The 20521-nt window shown below is 47.1% G+C and carries 20 protein-coding genes, 3 tRNA genes and 1 pseudogene; 6 read left to right on the plus strand and 18 right to left on the minus strand.

Annotation, left to right across the window (positions count from 1 at the left end; all coding sequences use genetic code 11):
- Positions 1–77 precede the first annotated feature (77 nt).
- Positions 78–1319 (plus strand): hypothetical protein, encoded by a 1242-nt coding sequence (locus GWP40_RS05290; protein ID WP_212566352.1) that lies wholly within the window; start codon positions 78–80, stop codon positions 1317–1319.
- 21 nt (positions 1320–1340) lie between these two features.
- Here the strand turns inward: GWP40_RS05290 and GWP40_RS05295 are convergent, their stop codons facing one another.
- The 7 genes from GWP40_RS05295 to GWP40_RS05325 all read right to left on the minus strand — a co-directional run bounded on the left by GWP40_RS05295 (position 1341) and on the right by GWP40_RS05325 (position 9082).
- Entirely contained in the window at positions 1341–2180 is an 840-nt protein-coding gene (locus tag GWP40_RS05295; RefSeq protein WP_212566353.1) for a nucleotidyltransferase family protein, read from the minus strand.
- 11 nt (positions 2181–2191) lie between these two features.
- Entirely contained in the window at positions 2192–2917 is a 726-nt protein-coding gene (locus GWP40_RS05300; protein ID WP_212566354.1) for a nucleoside-triphosphatase, read from the minus strand.
- Positions 2918–2922: 5 nt separating this feature from the next.
- Positions 2923–4272 carry a uracil-xanthine permease family protein gene (locus tag GWP40_RS05305; protein ID WP_212566355.1) on the minus strand — a complete coding sequence of 450 codons (1350 nt, stop codon included), beginning with the start codon at positions 4270–4272 and terminating at the stop codon, positions 2923–2925.
- 201 nt (positions 4273–4473) lie between these two features.
- Positions 4474–6054 carry a ClC family H(+)/Cl(-) exchange transporter gene (locus GWP40_RS05310; RefSeq protein ID WP_212566356.1) on the minus strand — a complete coding sequence of 527 codons (1581 nt, stop codon included), beginning with the start codon at positions 6052–6054 and terminating at the stop codon, positions 4474–4476.
- Positions 6055–6066: 12 nt separating this feature from the next.
- Positions 6067–6708: a bifunctional 2-keto-4-hydroxyglutarate aldolase/2-keto-3-deoxy-6-phosphogluconate aldolase gene (locus tag GWP40_RS05315; protein WP_212566357.1), complete on the minus strand. Its 642-nt coding sequence runs from the start codon at positions 6706–6708 to the stop codon at positions 6067–6069.
- Between the two features lie 370 nt (positions 6709–7078).
- Entirely contained in the window at positions 7079–7942 is an 864-nt protein-coding gene (locus tag GWP40_RS05320) for a peptidoglycan DD-metalloendopeptidase family protein (RefSeq protein WP_212566358.1), read from the minus strand.
- 21 nt (positions 7943–7963) lie between these two features.
- Positions 7964–9082 (minus strand): hypothetical protein, encoded by a 1119-nt coding sequence (locus GWP40_RS05325; protein WP_212566359.1) that lies wholly within the window; start codon positions 9080–9082, stop codon positions 7964–7966.
- A 22-nt stretch (positions 9083–9104) separates the two neighbouring features.
- On the opposite strand from GWP40_RS05325, the gene GWP40_RS05330 reads away from it, so the two are divergent.
- From GWP40_RS05330 to GWP40_RS05345, 4 genes are all read left to right on the plus strand, one after another.
- The gene (locus GWP40_RS05330) at positions 9105–9518 is read left to right on the plus strand and encodes a cytidine deaminase (protein WP_212566360.1); all 414 of its coding nucleotides are present in this window, start codon (positions 9105–9107) and stop codon (positions 9516–9518) included.
- A 46-nt stretch (positions 9519–9564) separates the two neighbouring features.
- Positions 9565–10965, plus strand: coding sequence for an aspartate ammonia-lyase (gene aspA, locus GWP40_RS05335; protein WP_212566361.1), 1401 nt, complete (start codon positions 9565–9567; stop codon positions 10963–10965).
- A gap of 250 nt (positions 10966–11215) precedes the next feature.
- A tRNA-Thr gene (locus GWP40_RS05340) sits at positions 11216–11289 on the plus strand.
- Positions 11290–11298: 9 nt separating this feature from the next.
- Positions 11299–11380, plus strand: a tRNA-Tyr gene (locus GWP40_RS05345).
- 373 nt (positions 11381–11753) lie between these two features.
- Here the strand turns inward: GWP40_RS05345 and GWP40_RS05350 are convergent.
- The 10 genes and pseudogenes from GWP40_RS05350 to GWP40_RS05390 form a co-directional block, all read right to left on the minus strand.
- Positions 11754–11826: transfer RNA gene (locus tag GWP40_RS05350), tRNA-Phe, on the minus strand.
- Between the two features lie 80 nt (positions 11827–11906).
- Positions 11907–12836, minus strand: a complete 930-nt coding sequence (locus tag GWP40_RS05355) for a hypothetical protein (protein ID WP_212566362.1) — start codon at positions 12834–12836, stop codon at positions 11907–11909.
- A gap of 94 nt (positions 12837–12930) precedes the next feature.
- Positions 12931–13287 carry a hypothetical protein gene (locus GWP40_RS05360; RefSeq protein WP_212566363.1) on the minus strand — a complete coding sequence of 119 codons (357 nt, stop codon included), beginning with the start codon at positions 13285–13287 and terminating at the stop codon, positions 12931–12933.
- 100 nt (positions 13288–13387) lie between these two features.
- The gene (locus GWP40_RS05365; protein ID WP_230974626.1) at positions 13388–14623 is read right to left on the minus strand and encodes a glycosyltransferase; all 1236 of its coding nucleotides are present in this window, start codon (positions 14621–14623) and stop codon (positions 13388–13390) included.
- Position 14624: 1 nt separating this feature from the next.
- Entirely contained in the window at positions 14625–15023 is a 399-nt protein-coding gene (locus GWP40_RS12725) for a glycogen/starch synthase (RefSeq protein ID WP_230974627.1), read from the minus strand.
- Between the two features lie 67 nt (positions 15024–15090).
- Complete coding sequence (locus GWP40_RS05370; RefSeq protein ID WP_212566364.1) at positions 15091–15465, minus strand: chorismate mutase; 375 nt, start codon at positions 15463–15465, stop codon at positions 15091–15093.
- Positions 15466–15474: 9 nt separating this feature from the next.
- Positions 15475–15828, minus strand: coding sequence for a hypothetical protein (locus GWP40_RS05375; protein ID WP_212566365.1), 354 nt, complete (start codon positions 15826–15828; stop codon positions 15475–15477).
- A 181-nt stretch (positions 15829–16009) separates the two neighbouring features.
- Positions 16010–16652: pseudogene (gene trmB, locus GWP40_RS05380) on the minus strand (tRNA (guanosine(46)-N7)-methyltransferase TrmB).
- A gap of 160 nt (positions 16653–16812) precedes the next feature.
- On the minus strand, positions 16813–17748 hold the full coding sequence (locus GWP40_RS05385) for an RsmB/NOP family class I SAM-dependent RNA methyltransferase (protein WP_212566366.1): 936 nt from the start codon (positions 17746–17748) through the stop codon (positions 16813–16815).
- The gene (locus GWP40_RS05390; RefSeq protein WP_212566367.1) at positions 17745–18518 is read right to left on the minus strand and encodes an RluA family pseudouridine synthase; all 774 of its coding nucleotides are present in this window, start codon (positions 18516–18518) and stop codon (positions 17745–17747) included. Before GWP40_RS05390 ends, GWP40_RS05385 begins: the two co-directional genes overlap by 4 nt.
- 224 nt (positions 18519–18742) lie before the next feature.
- Here GWP40_RS05390 and GWP40_RS05395 point away from each other — a divergent pair, with 224 nt between their 5' ends.
- The gene (locus GWP40_RS05395; protein ID WP_212566368.1) at positions 18743–19309 is read left to right on the plus strand and encodes a cyclic nucleotide-binding domain-containing protein; all 567 of its coding nucleotides are present in this window, start codon (positions 18743–18745) and stop codon (positions 19307–19309) included.
- On the opposite strand, the gene GWP40_RS05400 is transcribed toward GWP40_RS05395, so the two are convergent.
- Entirely contained in the window at positions 19289–20506 is a 1218-nt protein-coding gene (locus GWP40_RS05400) for an acyl-CoA reductase (protein ID WP_212566369.1), read from the minus strand. The two genes, GWP40_RS05395 and GWP40_RS05400, sit on opposite strands and share 21 nt — an antisense overlap.
- Positions 20507–20521: the final 15 nt, after the last annotated feature.

Raw genomic sequence — 20521 nt, forward strand, 5'->3', positions numbered from 1 at the left:
GCTAAATCTAAATAAACTGTCCAAAACTGAAGTTTTTGACAGCCCACGATATTGCTCATAAAAAAAGGGAGAAGCGTATGAAAAAAAATACTGTATTATATGCTCTACTGTTAGCGCTTTTGACATCATGTGTTGTTGTACCGGTTATGCCGCAGTACACGGGAATCAATCCTTACTATGCCGGATCCGGCGAGGGATATTCATTTTTGGAGGCGCTTAATCAGGCAAAAGCAAATGTATTGCGGCTCGCCGTCATCGACCTTATCGGAGAGACGGAAGAAATGCAAAACCGTAGTAAGCTCTATTCGGTTTTTTACACTGATGCAAAGCCGAATGCTTACCTTGAAACCGACTATATGCGTATTTTGCGGCGCGGCGAAACATACCGCGGATACTATTGTGAAATCACTGTACCCGTAAAAATAGATGCGATACGCAAGACTCTTGATATGATCGGTACCTATTCTGCAAAGGGCGGCAATATTCTATCGAGTTCCGAGGTACGTGATGCAAAAACAAAGAGCGAATTGCAGGGGAACAATGTCGGATTTATCACACAGTATGTCGATAGCATGCTGTATATGGTCGTGCCGAATCAAAAGGCAAAAGACGGGAATACATTTTCAAAATCCGCTGTCAATATGGCGAATAAATACCTACTCGACAACGGATATCGTGCAGTCGATTATGCCGCAGTAGAAGCGTTGAAATCAGACAGCTCCTCGCTGTTTGCCCAAGAACCGGAAACAGCAGATCTGTCGGTTGTGCAGTGGATTGCACAAAAACTCGGTGCGGATGTTTATATTGAAGTTGACGGTTTCGTGCAGGGTGGTCGGGAAACAGGTGGTTACTACGGTCAAGCGGAAGTCAACTTGAAAATGTACAATCCGTCTACGGGAGAATTACTCGGCGCTGTGCCTTATAGCAGTCCCAAGACGTTCGATCGCGGTAGTACCGAAGCGGCAGCGCAGAATGCGATAAAATCAACGGTGTTTAAGGCAATGAGCGTTGCCGTCGATCAAGCAAAAAAAGCATTGGTGCGGGACTATGCGCAAGGTATCCGGTATGAGATTACCATTAACAACACCCCAGACAGCAAATTGATGAGTAACTTCCGAAATGAATTACAGCGCAAAGTTGAAGCAATACGGGTAGTGCATCAATCCGCCGCCCAAACAAAATATGCGGTACAATATTTTGGCAGAGTTGAAGATATGGAAAATATTGTCTACTCGACAGCAGAAAGCGTTACCGGCATGGAAAAAATTTCACTGGTTATGATTCGCGGTAAAACCCTTATGTTCCGGCTCGGACGATAAAAAACGCCGAAGTCATACCTGCTATTTCAGGTGCGGTTGCTCTGCATTTGGTTGCTGCAGATATTTCTCTGCCTGTTTAAAGTTTTCAGGCGTATCGATGTCGAAGGCTTCCATCTCGGAGCGGAGCGGGGAGTACAGAATCAGGTCAGGGTGAGCGTTCATCACGGTTCTGCCGCCGATTCTTCCGTCCAAGCGGCTAAGCTCACCGGCTAATGCTGCCGGAAATATAACCGGAGAACAGTGCTTGCCGTTAAAGGCTGCGGAAACGATATGGTCGGGATGGTTCTGAAATACGGTGCAGAGGTTACGGATACTGTCGGCTTGTAAAAAAGGTTGGTCGGCAGTGCAGAATAAAAGGCCGCTCGGACTATAGGAATGGACGGTAGTTGAGGCAGAACCTTCCGCATAGTCGCGGCAAGCGGTCTGTACTGCAAGCGCTTCCATATAACGGGCACAAGCGGCTTGTACTGCCAGAGCCGCCGAATGTCCCTGTCCCCGCTCCGGTTCAAGATTAAAAACAATATCACAGTGGAATGGATAAGACAGGTTCTCTTCGACGGCGGCTTCCTGTAGGGCAGCGTTCTGCATGGGATGTTTTTGCGTTTGTTTTTCTGTTATCGCTTCCATCATTTCCGTTATCGGCTGCCGTGTTTCGGCATTAACCGTAATCACCAAATGCATAATACCGGCTTTCAGTAATGTTTCAACAGTGTATTGGATTAACGGCTTCCCGCAAAGCAGGCGCAGTTGTTTGCAGCAGCCCATTCGCGTAGAAAGTCCGCTTGCAAGGATGATTGCAGTGGGGAGTTCGGCGGCGCTGCCGGTATGTTTTTTTGCGGGAGCCGTCGAGAGAGTATACATATTCCTCGGCATCATTTTTTACCGTTTGGAAATCCGCTGCCGATAGTATGTAAAAACGCGGCAAAGCTTCCAGCTTGTTCAAGCTGAGCGTATAACACAGGTCTGTTTTGCGGCGTTAGGTGAAACACCGCTGCTTCCGGCATTTGTTCCAAGATCGGTAAAAAGCGTGTTCCGCGCGGCTTTACAGCGCCGATGATATAATCCCGGGGATTGGAAAACAACGCACATACGGTGCGGAAAAAAATCTCCGCATCCGCTTCCATAACGCCGAGTTCATCCATTAAGATGACCGGCAAATGCGGCTGCGAAACTGTTTCGGTGCAGCCGGAAGAATCGGCGCTGGAATGACCGCAGTCAAGCGAAGCGCGTACCGTCGCTTCCGCTTGCTGTAAGTGCATCACTCCGCACGCATCAAATACCGGCGCGAAACCGACAGGCTTCGGCGGGCTGCATATCCCGACACGGTTGCCGGTTGTGTATCGATATATGGCAGTACCGCCGATGACCGGATGCATATATACTGCAACTTCCGATGGAGACGTTTCTTTTTTTGTAATAAAGCCTGACGGCTGTAAATTAAATTTTTGTATAAGGGCTGCAAGAAACGTAGACTTTCCGCAGCCCTGTTCGCCGGTAACAAAGAATATCCGCTTTCCGCATTCTGAAACAGCCGACTGCTCAGCGCCGGTGCCGTTAGGAGTATTGAAAGCATTACTTTTGTGCGGCGATATGCTCAAATCGGTTAATCCTCTTTTGACTTCGGCAACAGAAGATTCAGAATAAGCGCAGTAACAAAGGCGCCGACAATTGCCTGCTTAAAGATATTCTGGAACCATACCGGTAGATGTTGCATAACTTCCGGTACATTGCTTAAACCGAACGCGACGCCGAGCGATGCCGCGATAATGACTACATCGCGTTCTGCAATTTTCCCGCTTTGATAAATCAGGTTTAAACCGCTCATCGTGATCATACTGAACATCAGCAATACGCCGCCGCCCAATACCGGGTTCGGGATAGTCGAAACGATTGCTCCGAGTTTGGGAAAGAATCCGCACAATACCAAGAAGCCTGCACCGATTCCGATTGTAAAGCGGTTGACAACTTTTGTCATACCGATAAGCCCGACGTTCTGGCTGAACGAGGTGTTCGGCATAACACCGAAGATTGCCGCAAACATACTGCCGAAACCGTCCGCATGAACAGCTCCCTGTAATTCTTTGTCGGTTATATCGCGTCCGAGACCGCCGACTGCAATACCGGTGTTATCCCCGATTGTTTCTACGGTTGTCGCAAGGTAGACAAGCATGAACGGAACAATCGCATCCCAATGGAAGGCGAGGTTCAGGTGTCCGACGGCAAAGAACGGGAGCGGAGCGGAAATCCACGCCGCATTTCTTACCGGCGTAAAATCAACCATACCGACAAAGATAGCCACAATATAGCCTGCAATAAGCCCAATCAGGATAGAAGAGATGCTTAAAAAACCGGTAAATGTTTGACGGATAAAGATAATCATTAAAAAGACAAACAGTGCGATGAGCAGATTTTTTATCGAGCCGAAACCGGGAGTTTTTTCAAGACCGACGCCTCCGCCGACAAATTTAATACCGACGGGAATCAGCGAAATTCCCAAGGTGGTAACAACGGTTCCGGTAACAACGTGCGGCAAGAACTTACGGATCGGTTTAACGATGAACCCAAGCATAAACTCCATTAAACCGCCGATGAGGGACGCGCCGAGAATGGCGGCATATCCGTTCGACCAGTCTCCCATTGCGGCATATTGCAGTCCTACGCCGATAGCAACGGGGATAAAGCCGGAACTGGTTCCCATAACAGTGGGAAGTCCCGAACCGATTTTCCAGATAGGCCGCAACTGTACAAACGTAACGGCGCCGGCAACAAACATAGCGCTTTGCAGCAGAGAAACTTTAATATCCGCTGGGATATTAAGTACGCCCGATATAACGAGAATCGGTGCAAGGTTTCCGGCATACATAGCCAAAACATGCTGCATACCCAACGGAATCGCGTTCTTTAACGGAACACGACCTTCGAGCTTATAAATATTCTCTTTTGAAATACTCATAATCTCCTCCTTCTTATAAATACATATCATCCGCGCAATTTTGCTCTATAAAAAATATATACTGATAGAGATGCGAATGATTCATACGGTATGAGAGCACTGTACCCCGACGCTTTGCGTCGGAGTTGTTGATTACTCACTTTATCAGTATAGCTGCGAATACGATAAATAGCAAGAAAAATTTGTAAGATTACCTAAAAATTATTTAGCTTGTTCATTGGTTAAATCGGTAAGCTGTTTTAAAAGGATACCGGTATTGTCTTCTGCAAGGACAATCAGTTTATCCCCGGGATATAATATGGTAGTTCCATCGGGGATAATCTCGTGCTCGCCGTGTATAACGCCGACAATACGGCATTTTTGAGGCCAATCTATTTCACGAACTTTCTTTAATGCAGTAACTGAGTGTAACCCGATTGGCAGTTCATACAGTTGAGGTACACCGACGCCCGCGCTTGTTTTTTGATCCGGAGACTGATATTCCGATTCGAGGATTTGTGTCAACAGAATATGGTCATGCGCCTGCGAACCGATAAGATTTGCCGTCAGATAGGCGCTAAAACAAGTAAGCACTAAACCGCTCAGCTGATGGAGCGCCCCGCTCGTTTCAAACACGATAACGCAGGCAGTAAGCGGCGCTTTAATAACAGTGGTAAAACAGGCAGCCATCCCAAAGAGAATCATGGCATTCACGTACTCCTGTGCCAATAAGCCGAGGTGCACAAGCGCCGTCGCATATAATGCTCCGCCAGCTGCGCCGCAGGCAAGGAGCGGCACGAAAATACCACCGATAGCCCCTGATCCTGCGGAAATACCGGTAAAAAGCAGTTTAACGGTTAAGAACATCAGCAATGTCATAAGCGGGAACGACTGTTCGGTCAATGCCTTTATCAGCCCCTCTCCACCGCCGGAAGAATAACTTAGACATAAGCCGACCGGCAGCGACAACAGGAACGGAATAACCGGCCGCAGAACCGGCGGAATATGCAGTGTTTTATAGCATCGTTGAAAAAAATAGATCGATTGTTTAAAGCCGTGTCCGACAAGTGTTACAAACATTCCGAGTCCTATCAGCCATGCGAAGTGGGAAAGCGGAAATTCTACAGGTGTAAAAAATCGAAAAATCGGGCCGGAACCCAAAAAGAAACTTCCGGCAAAATCGCCGGCAAAAGATCCTGCCATGACGCAGGCTAAAAGTAGAGGGGTTAAATGATGATGGATATCTTCGAGTGCAAAAACAATCGCAGCAAAAGGGGCATTAAAGGTTGCCGAAAGACCTGCGGCGGCTCCTGCAGTAATAAGGCATATCCGTTCGGTAAACGATCGTTTTCCCAGCCGCTCAACGGCATCTCCGACATACGCGCCAAGCTGCACGGAAGGTCCTTCCCGCCCCATCGAAAGTCCCAGTCCGATTCCGAGAACGCCGCCGATAAATTTAAGCGGAAGTTCCGAAAGCGGGGAAAACTGCAATTTTTTCATAAAAACGCCTTCGATCTGTGCAACGCCGCCGCCTTTAATCATCGGCCATTTCGTAATAATAAAACCGATAAATAATCCTATCAGCGCTAAACCTGCCAGCGCGAGAATAACACTGACTGTGCCTGTCTCTCGTATAACATCGTATAATGCAATACGGATATTTTTAAGATAAGAGATCGAAAGCCGAAAACCCGTAATAACCAGCCCCGTCAACAAGCCGGTTACGAGACTTTCAAACACTAAAAGCCATTTATTTTCTTGCCTTCTTTTCAGCAATGTTCCTGTTTCCGAATTGGTATCCATAACAAATAATACTTATTTACCGCGCGCAGCGGCGATTGCTTCCTTTAATTGGCGGGCGGTGCGGGTAACCGATTCAAAATCTCCGGTTTTGGCGCCCTTCGTCAACGCTCCTCCGATACCGAGTACCGCGGCTCCTGCCTTAATCCACTCGGCTGCGTTTTCGGCAGTAATGCCGCCGGTCGGCATATATATTCCCTGCGGAAGCGGTCCTTTAAAGGCGCTGATGATTTTCGGTCCGAAAAGCTCTGCCGGAAACAGCTTGAGGATATCGGCTCCGAACTCAAGCGCCCGCACCGCTTCCTGCGGCGTCATCACGCCGGGAATATACGGCACCGCATACCGGTTGCAGAGGCGGGCGCAGTCTTCGTTAAAAGACGGCCCGACAATGTATTGGGCGCCGACAAGGATGCAGGCACGCGCCGTTTCCGCATCGAGCACCGTACCGGCTCCCAGCAATACATCCGCACCGAATGCTCCGCTTAACTCGCGGATAATTTCGTCGGCATGCGGTACGGTCATCGTAATTTCGATTGCCGTAATTCCTCCGGCACGCACTGCCTCCACAATTTTAAGCCCCTGTGCCTTATGCTCCGCCCGAATAACGGCAACCGCTCCCGCCTCAATCAGCGCCTGTATCAGCTCGTATTTTTTCATCGTTCCTCCATTAGGACAATCTCATCAGACAGTTGCGAGAATATTCCCGCAGAAGAATGGAGGCTGTCTGCCCAGAGTTGAACCTCTTCGCGGTTCAAATGGTCATCCAACCTCCATTCTTCTGCGATTCTTATCTATAGTGTCTGATGAGATTGTCCTTATTCTAAAATAAACTGTGCGAAATTTTGCCTAAAATTTCGCACAGCTTTTCCAAGGAAAACGCAAACGCATCAGACGGATATATCCGATGCCGCAGAATAATGGAGACAGGGCAAGTATTTGAGCCGCAAAGCGGCGAAACTCTGCTTGACGGTCTCCATTATTTTGCGGAGCCGTTAAAACAACAATCTGATGCGTTTTCCCTGATCCGCTAGTCTACTTGGATGGTAAACTGTTCCGATTTTTCATTGCCGGTAATATCCCGGGCTGTAATTAATATATCGGATTTTCCGCGGCTTAAGATAATCTTACCCAAATAGAGCTCATTGTTCCGCCGGTACAGCAGCGTATCGGTAAAGGCGGTATTACCCAGATACGATTCACCGTCTTTTTGTGTAATGGTTTCAAAGGGAATGGTTCGAATATTTGTTCCGTTTACAAAAATCGTAATACGGAAAGGACTAAAGCTATGTCCGCCCTGTGTAACCGTGTCGGAGATATCCGCATATAATTCATAGCTGCCCTGTCGCACATTTTTTTGCCCGCTTACTTGAAACGCGGTGTTTTGCTCATTTATCAAAATGATATCTTGTATCTGCGGCGCTATTTTATCGTTGACTGACGGAAGCAGTAACAACGGATTGATATATACTTTTTTTTGATTATCGCTGACTTGAAAGATAAGCTCGTTAGGATTTCCCCATCCGCTGTTCCCTGTCTTTCCGATAACCGCAGCAGATTCTGTGGTTATTCTATTTCGGAACACCGTGGTGTCGTCCATGTTTCCATAAACCGTTTGGAGTCCGTCATCGTGTAAAAATACCAATGCATTCCCAAGCGTAGAAGGAAAAGCGCCGGCTCCGTATTTTTTATCCAGCGTAATCAAAAGGATGCCGTCATCGGCAGCGCGTACCGTCGTTGCATCTTCAAAGGTCAAACCTTGTTCAAAAGTATTTTCACCGATGCGTTGTCCGAAAAGCCGTACGAAATTTTGTGTGTCGGCAGGCCATTCCAATGCGGATAATTCTGCAAAAAACATCGTTGCCGCTAAGATGCAAAAGAAAAATCGTTTCATATCAGTATCCTATTTTTCACTTTATTTTATATCGATACGTGCTAATTTGGTGTCGGTGGCAAGGAATATTGTTTCCCGCTCTTGTACAAGGAACGTATTTTTTGAGGGAAAGGTAGTATGCCCAACGACATAAAAAGGAGCTTCGATAAATGATAATGTCGAGCGTTGTTCCTGTCTGCTGATAATCGCCATCATATTCTTATACGGAGTTTGCCCGCTGGAAACGACCGTTCCCCGCTGAGGCATAATGCCCGATATTAACCGATCGCAGTCGATAAAGCCGATACCCTCGGCACACTCAAACACGGCGTTCTTGCCTTTTATATCGAAATCCACAAAGACCTGCCTGCGGAGATTTCCTTCCAATTTTCGGTGATGTATGATTTTATATTTATTACCGTCTATCCGTATCAGCAAGGCTCGTTGGCAGTCAATTCCGCACACGCAGGCGGCGAGCTTCCCGTCGGCGGAGATTGCCGCTCCCAGTATAACCTGATAATCACTGCCTCCCGGATAAAAGTCTGCCAGTACATTACCTGCGGAATCAAGAGCAACGAGTTTTCCGTCAGAGAATCCGATGATAGTTCCGCCTTTTGTGCTATGAAAGGCCGTAATCGGTGCGGTGTGCAGATAACGCCAGCGCGGTTTCCCATCGGTGTCATATTGTTTAACGGCGCTTCCACCCGGCTCAAACAGGTAAAAACGGTTTTCGTCGATGTATACAAATCCCGGCTCTTCGATGACGGTTATCAGCGAGCCGTCGGGGCGATAAATCGGTGTTTTTGCAGCATCGCTCCCGTATTCAGTCCAAGCCGTAGAAGAAGCCGAAATACGTTGGGTTACGGGAGATGAGCGGAGTAATTCACTGTCGGCGGTAAAATAACCGAACCTGCTTTCCGTCAAAAATACTTTTGGTGCTTTGCCGGCGAATTGTTCTGCTGCCGCCTGTGGAATTGTATTTTCGGCTTCGTTACCGATTCCTTCCAATTCCGCCTGAGCGCTATCCGGTGTGATGGTGCGCGCCCATACGGGTTTCAAATAGATATCGGATCCGAGAGGAACTGCTGCTGCAAAAATATATATGAATAAAAAAAGAATAGGAAAAATAACAAAACGATTATCGAATGCTGCAATTTTCATGATTGTATGGTATAATAGTAATATGAAAAATTCAAGTAAGTATGATCATCTCTTTGAACAAGCTATGGAGGCAGCGAAAAATGCGTATGCTCCTTATTCTCATTTTAGAGTAGGCGCTGCATTACTGCTTGATGACGGGAGTGTCGTTACCGGCGTGAATGTTGAAAACCGTTCTTACGGATTGACCAACTGCGCCGAACGCACTGCTCTTTTTAGCGCGGTTGCAATGGGCAAAAAAAACTTTACTGCTATTGCAATTGCGACCCCCGATGCAGACTATCCGGTTGGGCCGTGCGGTGCGTGTCGGCAGGTTATCTCCGAGTTTATGCAGCCGGAAGCGCCGGTTATATTCGGATCATCCGCCGATAATCGAATTGAGACAACCGTAAGCGGGGTCTATCCTTTCGATTCACTCCACGAGCTGCATCGGAAATAAGAAATATTACAGAAAATTCAACTGCCAAAAAGATTAGGAGGAAACAATGCGGCAAGAACATGATCTTTTAGGGTATCGGGATGTTCCCGATGAGGCGTATTACGGTGTACAAACGCTCCGTTGTATGGAAAACTTCAATATTACCGGCGTGCATCTTTCCGCCTATCCGGGGTTTATAAAAGCCCTTGCGATGGTTAAGCAGGCAGCGGCACAGGCGAACTATGAATTAGGTTTGCTGGAAAAACCGACGGCGGAAGCGATTATCGCTGCCTGTAAAGAAATCATCGCCGGTAAACTGCATGAGCAATTCCCTGCGGATATGATTCAAGGCGGAGCGGGAACGTCTACCAATATGAATGCAAATGAGGTGATTGCAAACCGCGCACTTGAGCTGCTGGGACATAAAAAAGGCGAATACCAATTCTGCCATCCGAACAATCACATCAACCTTGCACAGTCTACCAACGACGCATATCCGACGGCAGCAAAACTCGGTATCTGTTTACATACGGAAGGACTGATTACCGAGCTTGAAAACTTGGTTGCTTCTTTCCGTAAAAAAGGAAAAGAATTCGGCGGGCATATCAAAATGGGGCGAACGCAGCTGCAGGATGCGGTACCGATGACACTCGGTCAGGAATTTGAGTCTTACGCAGCGAGTTTGGAGGAGGAAGTGTCCCATATCCGGCAGGCTGTTTCCGGCTTACTCGAAATCAATATGGGGGCAACCGCTATCGGAACCGGTATCAACAGCGACCCTGCTTATGCGGATTTGGTAACAAAACGGCTGGCAGAAATTTCGGGCTACCCTGTTACGAAAGCGAAGAATTTGATTGCCGCAACGAATGATACCACCTGTTTTGTTTCCTATTCGGGGCAACTAAAACGCCTTGCGGTAAAAATTTCAAAGATATGCAACGACCTGCGACTGCTCGGATCGGGTCCGCGTGCCGGTTTAAATGAAATACATCTTCCGGCAATGCAGCCGGGTTCATCGATTATGCCGGGCAAAGTCAATCCCGTTATCCCCGAAGTAATGAATCAGGTATGCTTCCGTGTTATCGGAAACGATACGACGGTGATGATGGCCGCCGAAGCGGGGCAGTTGGAGCTGAACGTCTTTGAACCGGTTATTATTTACAGTATCTTGGAATCGATTTCGATTTTAAACAACGGTATGTCCACGCTTCGGCAGCGCTGTATCGACGGCATCGAAGCGAATGTGGAGCGGTGTAAGGAACTGACCTACCGGAGCATCGGGTTGGTAACAGCGCTTAATCCCGTACTCGGCTATGAAACTTCAAGCGATATTGCCAAAACCGCCCTCAAAGACAACCGTAGCGTCTACGACCTTGTGTTGGAGCGCGGCCTATTATCGAAGGAAGCGCTTGACGAAATTCTAAAACCGGAGAATATGACGCAGCCTAAGAAAATGCACAAACTGTAAGGGGGTAAAGAGGATTATCCTCAAGTTGATTCGTGCGGAAGGTTTAATACCCCGATGCTCTGCGTCGAGGTATGTTGATTGTGGTTGGAGCGTGGAAATGGCGAAAAAGTAAGCACCTTTTGCTGCATTTCCACGCTCTTTTTGTTTTGCTGGTGTAAATGCGCAGAGGATCTCTAAAAACTGGAGTTTTTAGAAGTTTTTTATACTTGACAGACTATAAAGAAACCGATATGATACATCTCATATTTATGCCAACTTAGCTCAGCTGGCCAGAGCACGTGATTTGTAATCTCGGGGTCTAGGGTTCGAATCCCTAAGTTGGCTCATCGATATGGGGAGATTCCCGAGCGGTCAAAGGGGGCAGACTGTAAATCTGTTGGCTCCGCCTTCCAAGGTTCGAATCCTTGTCTCCCCATTTTATTTTAAAATAGTTAGAGGCGAATAGGTAGCTGAGGTTTCGCCGGTTTTCATTTCTTGTTTTTTCTATATATACACTATATACACTACTTAAAAATACTCAAACTCTCACGATTTTTTAAATTTTTGAGGAAGATATTCATTATGACATCTGTATCATTTATATTAGACCTATTCTGAAACTTTCGTTTTCGAATAGGTCGACGATTTCACGCATCGCATTTCAAGGTAACCTGTTCAGAAAGGTGAGTTTCCGAACAGGTTTATTAAAGGATAGAATACAAAATCAATAGTAAAAGCAGCTATAAAATATAGAATCAATGACAAGAATGTGTTGAAAGAAAGTTAAAAACAGCGAAAAGATTGAATAATGCCGTCGGACAGAATCGAACTGTCGACACAAGGATTTTCAGTCCTTTGCTCTACCGACTGAGCTACAACGGCAAAAATAATGAATAATTTATATCCGATTTTTTGATACGTGTCAAGCTGTTTCCGTGCAATATTTTGGAACAATGAACCTATCAATCGATATCGTAGATAATTTTTTCGGGTGGTTGTTCGAGCAATTCAGGATCCTCTAAATATTTATGTAATTCGTGGAAAGCAGATGCATAGTAAAATCCGTCGCAGATGCGCTCGTCAGTCGTAACGGTGAGATCGAGATTCCGTATATTGGTAACGGTGCCGTCCCGTTCGCTTTTTTGTGATCTTCGCATTGCACTAAAAGTGATAAATACAGGGGCATTGCCGAAATTGTACAAATGATGAAATATAGGACGGATACCTAACGATCCCATCGAAGAAAAGACAACGGAACAGTGAAAAGGGCTAAGGAGCCTTAGTCTTTCGGGTAATAAATTATGAAAGTCGAGCCAGTTCAGAAATGCGATTGCAGCTCGTAATTGAAAACTCGGCATAAATCCAAGTTTCCGCGCAACTTTATCAAAGGCGCTCTCTTTTTCTTTATGTTTATTTCGATATTCGTCTATTTTATGCGTCATCTCGTTATATACATCGGTAACGGTTGCGCTTCGGTCAAAGAAAAACTTCATCATTGTTTCTTCGGCTTCTATCGACATCTCTTTTTTGATAGCCATAACAACTTCTATATTATGGCGGGCATACAGCCGTAAACCGCTCAAAAAACGATTAATTCCCGGACGCTGAGATATTGTTCGTATATATGCTGCGATTACTACATGCATGATACCGAAACCGGCAAGGCCTTCCGCTCTCTTTTTATGTACGAAATGCTCGATTGCCGCTACATTAATGCTGTCTTGGAATAAATTTTGCGCTCCTATTCTTGACGGCATAATAAAGGGCGCCACTACCGTCATAGGGTCTATCGAGCGGATACGTCTCCCTTCTTTTCTATCGCCGAACCGCCGTTTAGTTGGAATATCTACAGTTGTCTTTTTAAGTCCCGATTCAGTATTTTTGTCTTCCATATTTCCTATTATCCATTAGATTGTGTGGGGATGTCCTGAAAGTAATCAACTTTTGGAACATCTTCTTTTATTATCCATAAATTGCCGTTTTGTGCTAGAGAACCGAATCGACCAGTGTTTTAAAGGAGCTATTTAATGCTTCGTTGTATTGTTGAGGGCGTACCGTAAAAAGACCGTTTTTAACGATAATTGAAGCTTGTTTTTTGCCATCATTGAGGGAAGCATTTTTTCGGAATTGCCGTGCTTTTTCTAAAAGCCCTTTTTGTTTATCAACTGTCCGCATTTGTTGTCCAGTCATTATTTTTGAAAGCAAACTCGCAAATTCGCAGAGGTCATTGGGAAATTGCTCCATAAGTGTGCGACCGGCTGCCGTATCTGCTGCTTCGGATAACAAAGAGGCAAAGTCATTCCAATGCTCGTCTAAAAAATCGATAATAATCTTTTTGTTCATTTTTTTCCTTGTTATTGGTTCTCTCTTTGTATATCGGCATAAAATGGGATACTTTCAATCACCATGCCGCACCGCTCCTTACGAATAACAAAGAAAAAAATTATTTGTGCGGAAAATAGAGTTTTAGGTATTGCTTGTCAAAAATATACTTCCATGAAAATTCCGTGTGAAGCGCTGTGTATGCGTATAAAATAATATCTTTAAAATACGGAATATCGGTGAGTTTTGCTTTGCTGCTTGCGAAAAAATATTCTGTTTGCTTTAGCACGGTCTCCGTCAATGTGCCGACATGTATTTCGGTGTTTTGTTCTTCGCCGTCAGGAAGTGTGTATAAAAAACCTGTTTTTCCGTTTATGATTTTTTGCAAGCCTCCTTGTGCGTTCGCAATCGGGATAGTACCGTAAACTTGAGCGATAAGATCTTCCAAGCCGCATGGTTCAAATAAGCTCGGTAAGACGATAAAGTCCGCTGCTGCAGTGATGAGCCTTGCCGCCTTTCGATTATATCCCTTGCAGTACACGAATTTCCCGGGCAGCGCGGCAGCGAGGGTCATTGCTTCGGTTTCAAGCTCGGGGTTTCCCTGTCCCATCACAATAAATCGTAGGTTGGGGGAGTGTTCCAGTATGCGGGGAATTGCTTTGAGTAACACATCTACCCCTTTTTGCCGAACTAACCGGCCGTGGTACATTATGTAGAGTGTCCGGTTCTGTTCCTGTGTGCTCATGCTGCCGTATTGCTGTATGCCATTATACAGCGGCGCTGTACAGGTCTGCGTCTGCAGTTTATCCAGTAAAAATGAACGGCATGCATATTTTCCTTCAAACTGCTCTTTTTGCACGTCGAATGCAAAGGGAAGCCCCGAACGCTCCGGTTCACAAGGGTTATAGGCTGCAAAATCGATTCCGTTGGTAATGCCGGTAATGTGAATATGCTTTTCGGCAAGGCTTTTTGAAAAAAGATACGAATATGGAGAATGCTCAGGTGAAATCAGCTGCTTTGCATACCACGGAGAAACCGTCGTTAAATCGGCAAAGGCGGAACCGACAAGAAACGGTTCGACGGTATAATCGACTCTGCCGTATTCCAATACTCTGTGAGGGAGATCGGTTAAATGTGCCGCATATTCAAACGAATAAAAGGTTTGACGGTAGCCGTCCCCTGCGTTATGAATGGTGATAAGTGTGCGGGTATGCCGAAACAGGCGTCTACCCATACAGCGGGCAGAGACAAACGCAGGTAGCAAAGCGGTGTGGGCATCGTGGCAATGCAGTATTTGCGGAGCGGTGTGGCTGCGTAATCCGTAACAATAGACTGCTTTTTGGAATAATACATTCATTTCATGGCTGTCTATGTAACCGTCTCCTTTTTTTAAGATCAGGTCGGTGCAGTTTTTCCCGAAAATAATCGAGTTCTTCGGCACAGTAGGTATAAATATCTTTTTTTTCCGTGAAAATACCGGAGTCGATAAAGATGAAACGGATATTTTTCCTAAAAAGTTCAAAATATTGCACTGAATGCAGGGTATCGCCGACACGGATGTTCACTTCTCCTGTACAGGTGTCGAAAGCTTCGATGTTGTTTCCATAACGGGGTAAAAATACCGTAACCGCGAAACCGTAATCGGCAGCTGCTTCAGCCAATGATTTTACAACGTTTTTTACTCCTCCGGCTTCTGCAAATCCGGCATATTCACGGCTCACAACCCATATCGATGTACTGTTTTTCTTGATGCTCATAAAACTGGAATGTCCTTAAAAGAAAGTAGTTGGAACCTCTAAAAACGATAATTTTCAGAAATATCCGCTACGCTGTGTGATTAAACAGATCCGGTCGGAGTTTTTCCGCCCCGCCCAAATAGATCGGTACGGCTTTCTTTTTTCCATAGTAATAAAAGAGAAAACGGATGATACCGTGAGGACTGCCGTCGATATTCGGTTCCGTACTGCAGAAAAGCACAGTCGCAGAAGCATAACCGGCGGAGCGCAATAAAGTTGCAGGATTTGCCGCAGTTATATCGGATGTAATCGAAAATTGGAGAGAAACGATGTCTTTTTCACGCAATCCGTTGACTTCCAAAAAGCGTGTATATGCAGTAACGACAGCAGTTTTGATTTGCTCCTGCGTATTTTGAGTACACACGGCAGCTCGTCCCGCGTATAGTTTTTTCCCAAAAATCATTGTATGTCCTTATGCCTCATTAAGACCGTTAGAGAGTAAAATGATAGCGGAAGCTGCAATTGCAATCGCCAGTCCGAATATACAGGCTATCCCGCTGATAATGCAACGTCCGGGGTAGTAGAGCTTCCGTAAATAAATACTGTAGTTGATTTCAAATAATAAAGCAAAAACGGCAACTAAGAATAGTAAAATACCGCCCGCGATAAGAAATTGCAGAATGATAATCTGACTGGAATCCAAAAAGTTTTGAATATTTCCTAAAATGAACAAAGCAAACAAGGCAAGTAGAACGGTAAAGAGGAAAAGTACGGTTCTATGCAAAAAGCGAATAGTCACTTGTTTTCGAATTGTCGGAGATGCCATCAATAACCGAGTATAACTTGTCCGATTGGAACATGCAAGGGCGTTATTCGTGCGGTTTAATACCCGCCGTTTCTTACCGCCATGGATGGCGGTGGTTCCACGCAGTAGCAATGGTGTGGCAAAGCTACACCATTGTAGTCAACACTATACACGGATGTATAGTGTTGACGAACGCTCTGCGTCAGGGTTGTTGATTGTAGGCGAGCCGGATGAACATCAGCTCGGTGATGGGGTGCGCTTTATTGAGGCCTTTTTGCTCGAATTTGGTTTTGGGGCGCCATGGTTGCGGAGGGGCGAATCCTTCGTATTTTGAGCGGATCCCTTCGGTGGCCGAAAGCTCAGCAAAGGCATCCTCCGCATAGTCGTACCAATCGGTTACCATATAGAGGTAGCCGGTTGCTTGCAGTTTTCGAGCGAGCAAGTCGGTTCTGGGGCGATGAAGCAGCCGCCGCTTATGGTGCTTTTTTCTTTTGCCACGGGTCGGGAAAAAAGATATGGAACCCTGCGATTGAGGCATCGGGAATCATATTTTCCAGTACTTCGATAGCATCATGTTCGATAATGCGGATATTTTTAAGACCGCGCTGCTCAATTTCGTTTAGCAGCTTCCCGACCCCTGCTTGAAAAACCTCGATTCCGATATAGTTCATTTCGGGATGCTGCGCTGCGATTTCAGCTGTTGCAACCCCCATGCCGAATCCTATTTCGATGATAACAGGATGCTCATTCGCAAACAGTTCCGTAAAAGAAAGCTGCTGCGCTTTGTAGGGGATGCACCAGCGCGGTGCATATTCCGTATATGCTTTTTTTTGAGCTTCGGTAATGCGTCCCTTCCGCAGCACAAAGGTTCTGATGGGGCGTCCCTGTAGCAGCGTATCGGCTGCGTCGGTTTGTTCATTATGACCTGTTTGATCATTGTGGTTTATTTGCTCTGTTATCATGGTATCCTTCTTTGCTGTGCGAGGAGCTTTAAAGCTTCTGTTTTTAAAGCTCCTCGTGATTCACTTTTTCGATAAGCGAAAAATACAAGGGGCCTGCTCCTCCACAGGTGTCGGGTAAAAACCGGCAGCCGAATAGCGTTTTCTCGCTGCGTATGGGTGAGGCGCTGTTTTTACCGGCGGTTTCGGTATGAGCCGCCGCCGGTTCTAACGACGCTGTAACGGTATGAATAGCTGACACGCTTCCATCAGCAGCTTTGGTATCGCCTATGGCCAATTCGGATGCGGTGCCGCTATGGACGGCGGCTTGGGTTCCGTATTTTTTTAGCAGCTTTTGTACAACGGCGTCGTTTTCCGCATCGGCAAGCGCGCATGTGGCGTACACTAAAAAGCCGCCGGGTTTCAGCAAAAGAAAGGCTGCCGAAAGGAGCGCCCATTGCCGTTGCGCAAGCATTTTAATCCGTGCAGGTGTCCAGCAGGCAAGGTATTTCGCATCGGTAATTACATGGCGCTCCGAAGAACAGGGTGCATCCAGCAAAATGCGGTCGTAATACGCTTGCCTGTAGCGGGGGAGAGTAGCGGCGTCATAGCCGGTAACTTCGACGCGGGTGCGGATGTCCGGCGGCAGGTGTTCGTCAACTACGGTGAGCAGCCGCGCTCGGCGCGCCCGTGAAAGCTCGTTTGCCTGCAACTGAGCTTTCTGCCCCATACCGGAGACAAGCACCAGCGTTTTACCGCCCGGAGCGGCGCACATATCCAAATAGCAGCCCGCATCGACCGGCGGAAGCGCTTGTGCCGCATAGATGCTCGCCTGATCGAGGTAGTATGGCTTTCCGCCACACACCGAAAACGCAACCGGCTGCGTCTCTTGCAGGAGCGCTTCCCGAAGCGCCGGCCAACGGTCGCCGAAAAGAACGCTATAGTACGCTTCAAACCCGGCTGCCCCGCTTACCTGCTTGGTTACCCTCTTTGCTCGCTTCACGGGCGCCGCTCCGTATCTGTAATACAGGCCGCTAGGCAAGCCTTCCAGAGGGTGTCGAGCTGCATAGGCGGCGCTTCAACGGTAACGGTTTGGTGCGTAACCGGATGGATAAACGACAGCTTATAGGAGTGCAGCCGTATACCGCTGTGCGGTTCACTGCGCCGCGCTCCGTATTTTAAATCTCCCTTGATGGGATGCCCGGCGGCCGCCATCTGTACCCTAATTTGGTGCGTGCGTCCTGTTTCCGGCCTGATACGGATAAAGTCGTACCGGTCGCCTTTTCCGCACAAAGTCCAATATAAAACGGCTTTTTTAAGCGCCGGCTTTTTGGTCTTTTTAGCTTTTGCGCTACCGGTGGAATCCGTCTCCGCAAAAGCCATACCGGTATGCTCCATATCGGAAGGGACCGTATCGGTCGGAGTTGTACCGACAAAGGCTTTTTGTGTTTTGGTATGAAAGCCGAGCCAATGCTCCAGCCGCTGAGGCTCCGATATTTCTGCAGAATGTCCCGGAGAGCGTTCGCATATTGCCCAATATTCTTTTTGCACTGAACCGGCTTCAAAAGTGCGGGAAAACAGTGTTTGTACCGGCGCGGAAAAGGCCAACAGCAGAAGCCCTGATACGGGGGTATCAAGCCGGTTGACCGGAGCGATAAACGGTTTATGCGGAAAAAGCCGAGTAAAAAAGGTTTGGGAGTTCTCGCCGCTTGCTTTATACACAACCGCACAATAATCATCTTCAAAATAAACACGGGTAGTTTCTTTACACATAATTCACAACAATAGAAACGCATTATAGTTGTTTTTCCCTGCCGAGACAATCACAGCAATTGTATCAGGGTATTTTAATTTACAACTTACCTTTTAATTTAAAAAATCTATTTTTATCTTGATTTTATTAATATGCGCACGTATACTGTGTTGATCACGTATACTGTGTTAATGCGGAGATATCCCCAAAAGTGTCTGATGCGATTACCCTATGGAGTGAGAAGATGAATATTGTAGAAATTCCCCTGCCGCTGTTGCGGAATGAATTATCGGCCGTGTCCTTTTTATCCTGCATTGCCGAAGAAGAACTTGAGGCGCTTGCTCAGTTTTCTCAGCTTTGCGCATTTGACGAAGGTGAGGTGCTAATTGCCGAAGGTACGATAAATGCCAATTTTTATATCTTGATGAGCGGTTCTCTTGACGTGGTAAAACAAGGAAAATGGAACAAAGAGGTGCATGTCGCGACACTGAAAGATCATGCCTCGGTCGGCGAATCAGCTCTATTGGAGGATGAACTCAGCACCGCTACCGTCAGCGCTGCCGAAGATACCGTCGTGCTGATCCTTTCCCGCAGTCAGTTCAAAAAATATATTAACGCCTATCCCAAGGCGGGATTGGTAATGATGACGTATATCGTTTTCAGCCTGTTGCAAAAGCTGCGCAGCGCGAACGAAGAACTCGCCGACGAGCGCAGTATGGTATTTGCACAGGAATACTTAACCGCGATGGTCGATATGTTCCAAGAGGATGTAAAAGAAGAAAGCTTCGGCTTAAACGATGATCCGCGATAATTCCGCGATTAAATCTTTACCGTCCCAAATCGTATCCATTTCCATCGCCTGCCCCAACGCAACGATTCGGTCGATACCTGCCGCGCGGCGCTGCGCAAAAAATTGCGCCAGTTCTTCCCGCCGGTAACCTTCCGCGCAGAGCGTCTGCACCTTGAACGAAAGCAGCGGTAGCAATTCTTCTTTATTGCGGATTTCAGTTTCAAAGAAAAAGCCGAATGTTCCGCGTAGCGTCTCCGCTGCTTGGGCAGGCAGCGTTGTAAGACTGGCGACATATAAAAGGTTACCTGCATACTGTTTGACGGAAACTTTCTCCGGTAGCGTCATCGCGGAAAGGCACAGCTGCTCGTATTTCCGCGCCGCTTGATAGGCGCCGAATTGGTACGCTGCTTGAGCTTCCGCCGCAACCTTTTCCCACCAGCGAATACGGACTGCGGAGTCTCCTCCGTCGTTTTCCCACACGACAAGATGCGGGGCGGAACAGGCATTTTGATCCATTAGATAGGTATCGTTGTAAAACCGGTGCGCCCATACAGTAAGCGTTTCTTCATCCGCTTGGGAAAACGCGGCTTGACTGAACAGCGCAAACGACCAGCGATCGGGGAATACCAGTTCGACCGCATGGGGCGGCAGTGGAAGCGCACGTATGCGGCGTATTGTTTCGTCCCCGCCCCATACTATCCGCGCATCGCACGCGGACGTATACGCAGCCGTTACGGTATCATCCCGACCATAGCTGATAAACGATGTCCGCTGTTTTATAGCTTCAAACTCAGGGCGATCCAGCACTCGGCCGATACAGGCGCAGAGCATCATACTGATCTCGCCGCCCCGCTCCGACAGCCGAATGATATTTGCGTTCCCTGCGAGCAGCCCGATTGTATATGAATAGGCAAACATCGTCGGCACATTTGAAGGCGCAATATGGAACGCCAAGCCTCGGCCGAGACGCGGAAATGGTGAGGCATGGCGCTTGGCTAAGGCTTCAAGATGCGGCCTGCGGCACCAGAAGCCGAATGCGGCAATCTCCGGTATGGAATGCAGTTCCGATGCGCCGATTTCAGCCGATACCGCTGCAAGGAATGACATTGTCTCCGGTGAAAACACGAGATACGGTTCTCTTTCCGGCTGCAAAACGCCTGCCAACAACCTTACGGTACTTTGCCGCGGTATGGTAATTTCATCGCTTCTTATCTGCATGGTTGTATCATCCTT

This window comes from Treponema vincentii, from assembly GCF_018336815.1.
Lineage (GTDB): Bacteria > Spirochaetota > Spirochaetia > Treponematales > Treponemataceae > Treponema.

Coding starts and splice junctions, on each gene's coding strand:
- GWP40_RS05370 (WP_212566364.1), bottom strand. CDS start 15,465: ATGATTTTTGGGAAAAAACTATACGCGGGACGAGCTGCCGTGTGTACT.
- aspA (WP_212566361.1), top strand. CDS start 9,565: ATGCGGCAAGAACATGATCTTTTAGGGTATCGGGATGTTCCCGATGAG.
- GWP40_RS05390 (WP_212566367.1), bottom strand. CDS start 18,518: ATGTGTAAAGAAACTACCCGTGTTTATTTTGAAGATGATTATTGTGCG.
- GWP40_RS05360 (WP_212566363.1), bottom strand. CDS start 13,287: ATGAACAAAAAGATTATTATCGATTTTTTAGACGAGCATTGGAATGAC.
- GWP40_RS05365 (WP_230974626.1), bottom strand. CDS start 14,623: ATGAATGTATTATTCCAAAAAGCAGTCTATTGTTACGGATTACGCAGC.
- GWP40_RS05320 (WP_212566358.1), bottom strand. CDS start 7,942: ATGAAACGATTTTTCTTTTGCATCTTAGCGGCAACGATGTTTTTTGCA.
- GWP40_RS12725 (WP_230974627.1), bottom strand. CDS start 15,023: ATGAGCATCAAGAAAAACAGTACATCGATATGGGTTGTGAGCCGTGAA.
- GWP40_RS05395 (WP_212566368.1), top strand. CDS start 18,743: ATGAATATTGTAGAAATTCCCCTGCCGCTGTTGCGGAATGAATTATCG.
- GWP40_RS05315 (WP_212566357.1), bottom strand. CDS start 6,708: ATGAAAAAATACGAGCTGATACAGGCGCTGATTGAGGCGGGAGCGGTT.
- GWP40_RS05290 (WP_212566352.1), top strand. CDS start 78: ATGAAAAAAAATACTGTATTATATGCTCTACTGTTAGCGCTTTTGACA.
- GWP40_RS05355 (WP_212566362.1), bottom strand. CDS start 12,836: ATGGAAGACAAAAATACTGAATCGGGACTTAAAAAGACAACTGTAGAT.
- GWP40_RS05400 (WP_212566369.1), bottom strand. CDS start 20,506: ATGCAGATAAGAAGCGATGAAATTACCATACCGCGGCAAAGTACCGTA.
- GWP40_RS05305 (WP_212566355.1), bottom strand. CDS start 4,272: ATGAGTATTTCAAAAGAGAATATTTATAAGCTCGAAGGTCGTGTTCCG.
- GWP40_RS05375 (WP_212566365.1), bottom strand. CDS start 15,828: ATGGCATCTCCGACAATTCGAAAACAAGTGACTATTCGCTTTTTGCAT.
- GWP40_RS05325 (WP_212566359.1), bottom strand. CDS start 9,082: ATGAAAATTGCAGCATTCGATAATCGTTTTGTTATTTTTCCTATTCTT.
- GWP40_RS05310 (WP_212566356.1), bottom strand. CDS start 6,054: ATGGATACCAATTCGGAAACAGGAACATTGCTGAAAAGAAGGCAAGAA.
- GWP40_RS05295 (WP_212566353.1), bottom strand. CDS start 2,180: ATGTATACTCTCTCGACGGCTCCCGCAAAAAAACATACCGGCAGCGCC.
- GWP40_RS05330 (WP_212566360.1), top strand. CDS start 9,105: ATGAAAAATTCAAGTAAGTATGATCATCTCTTTGAACAAGCTATGGAG.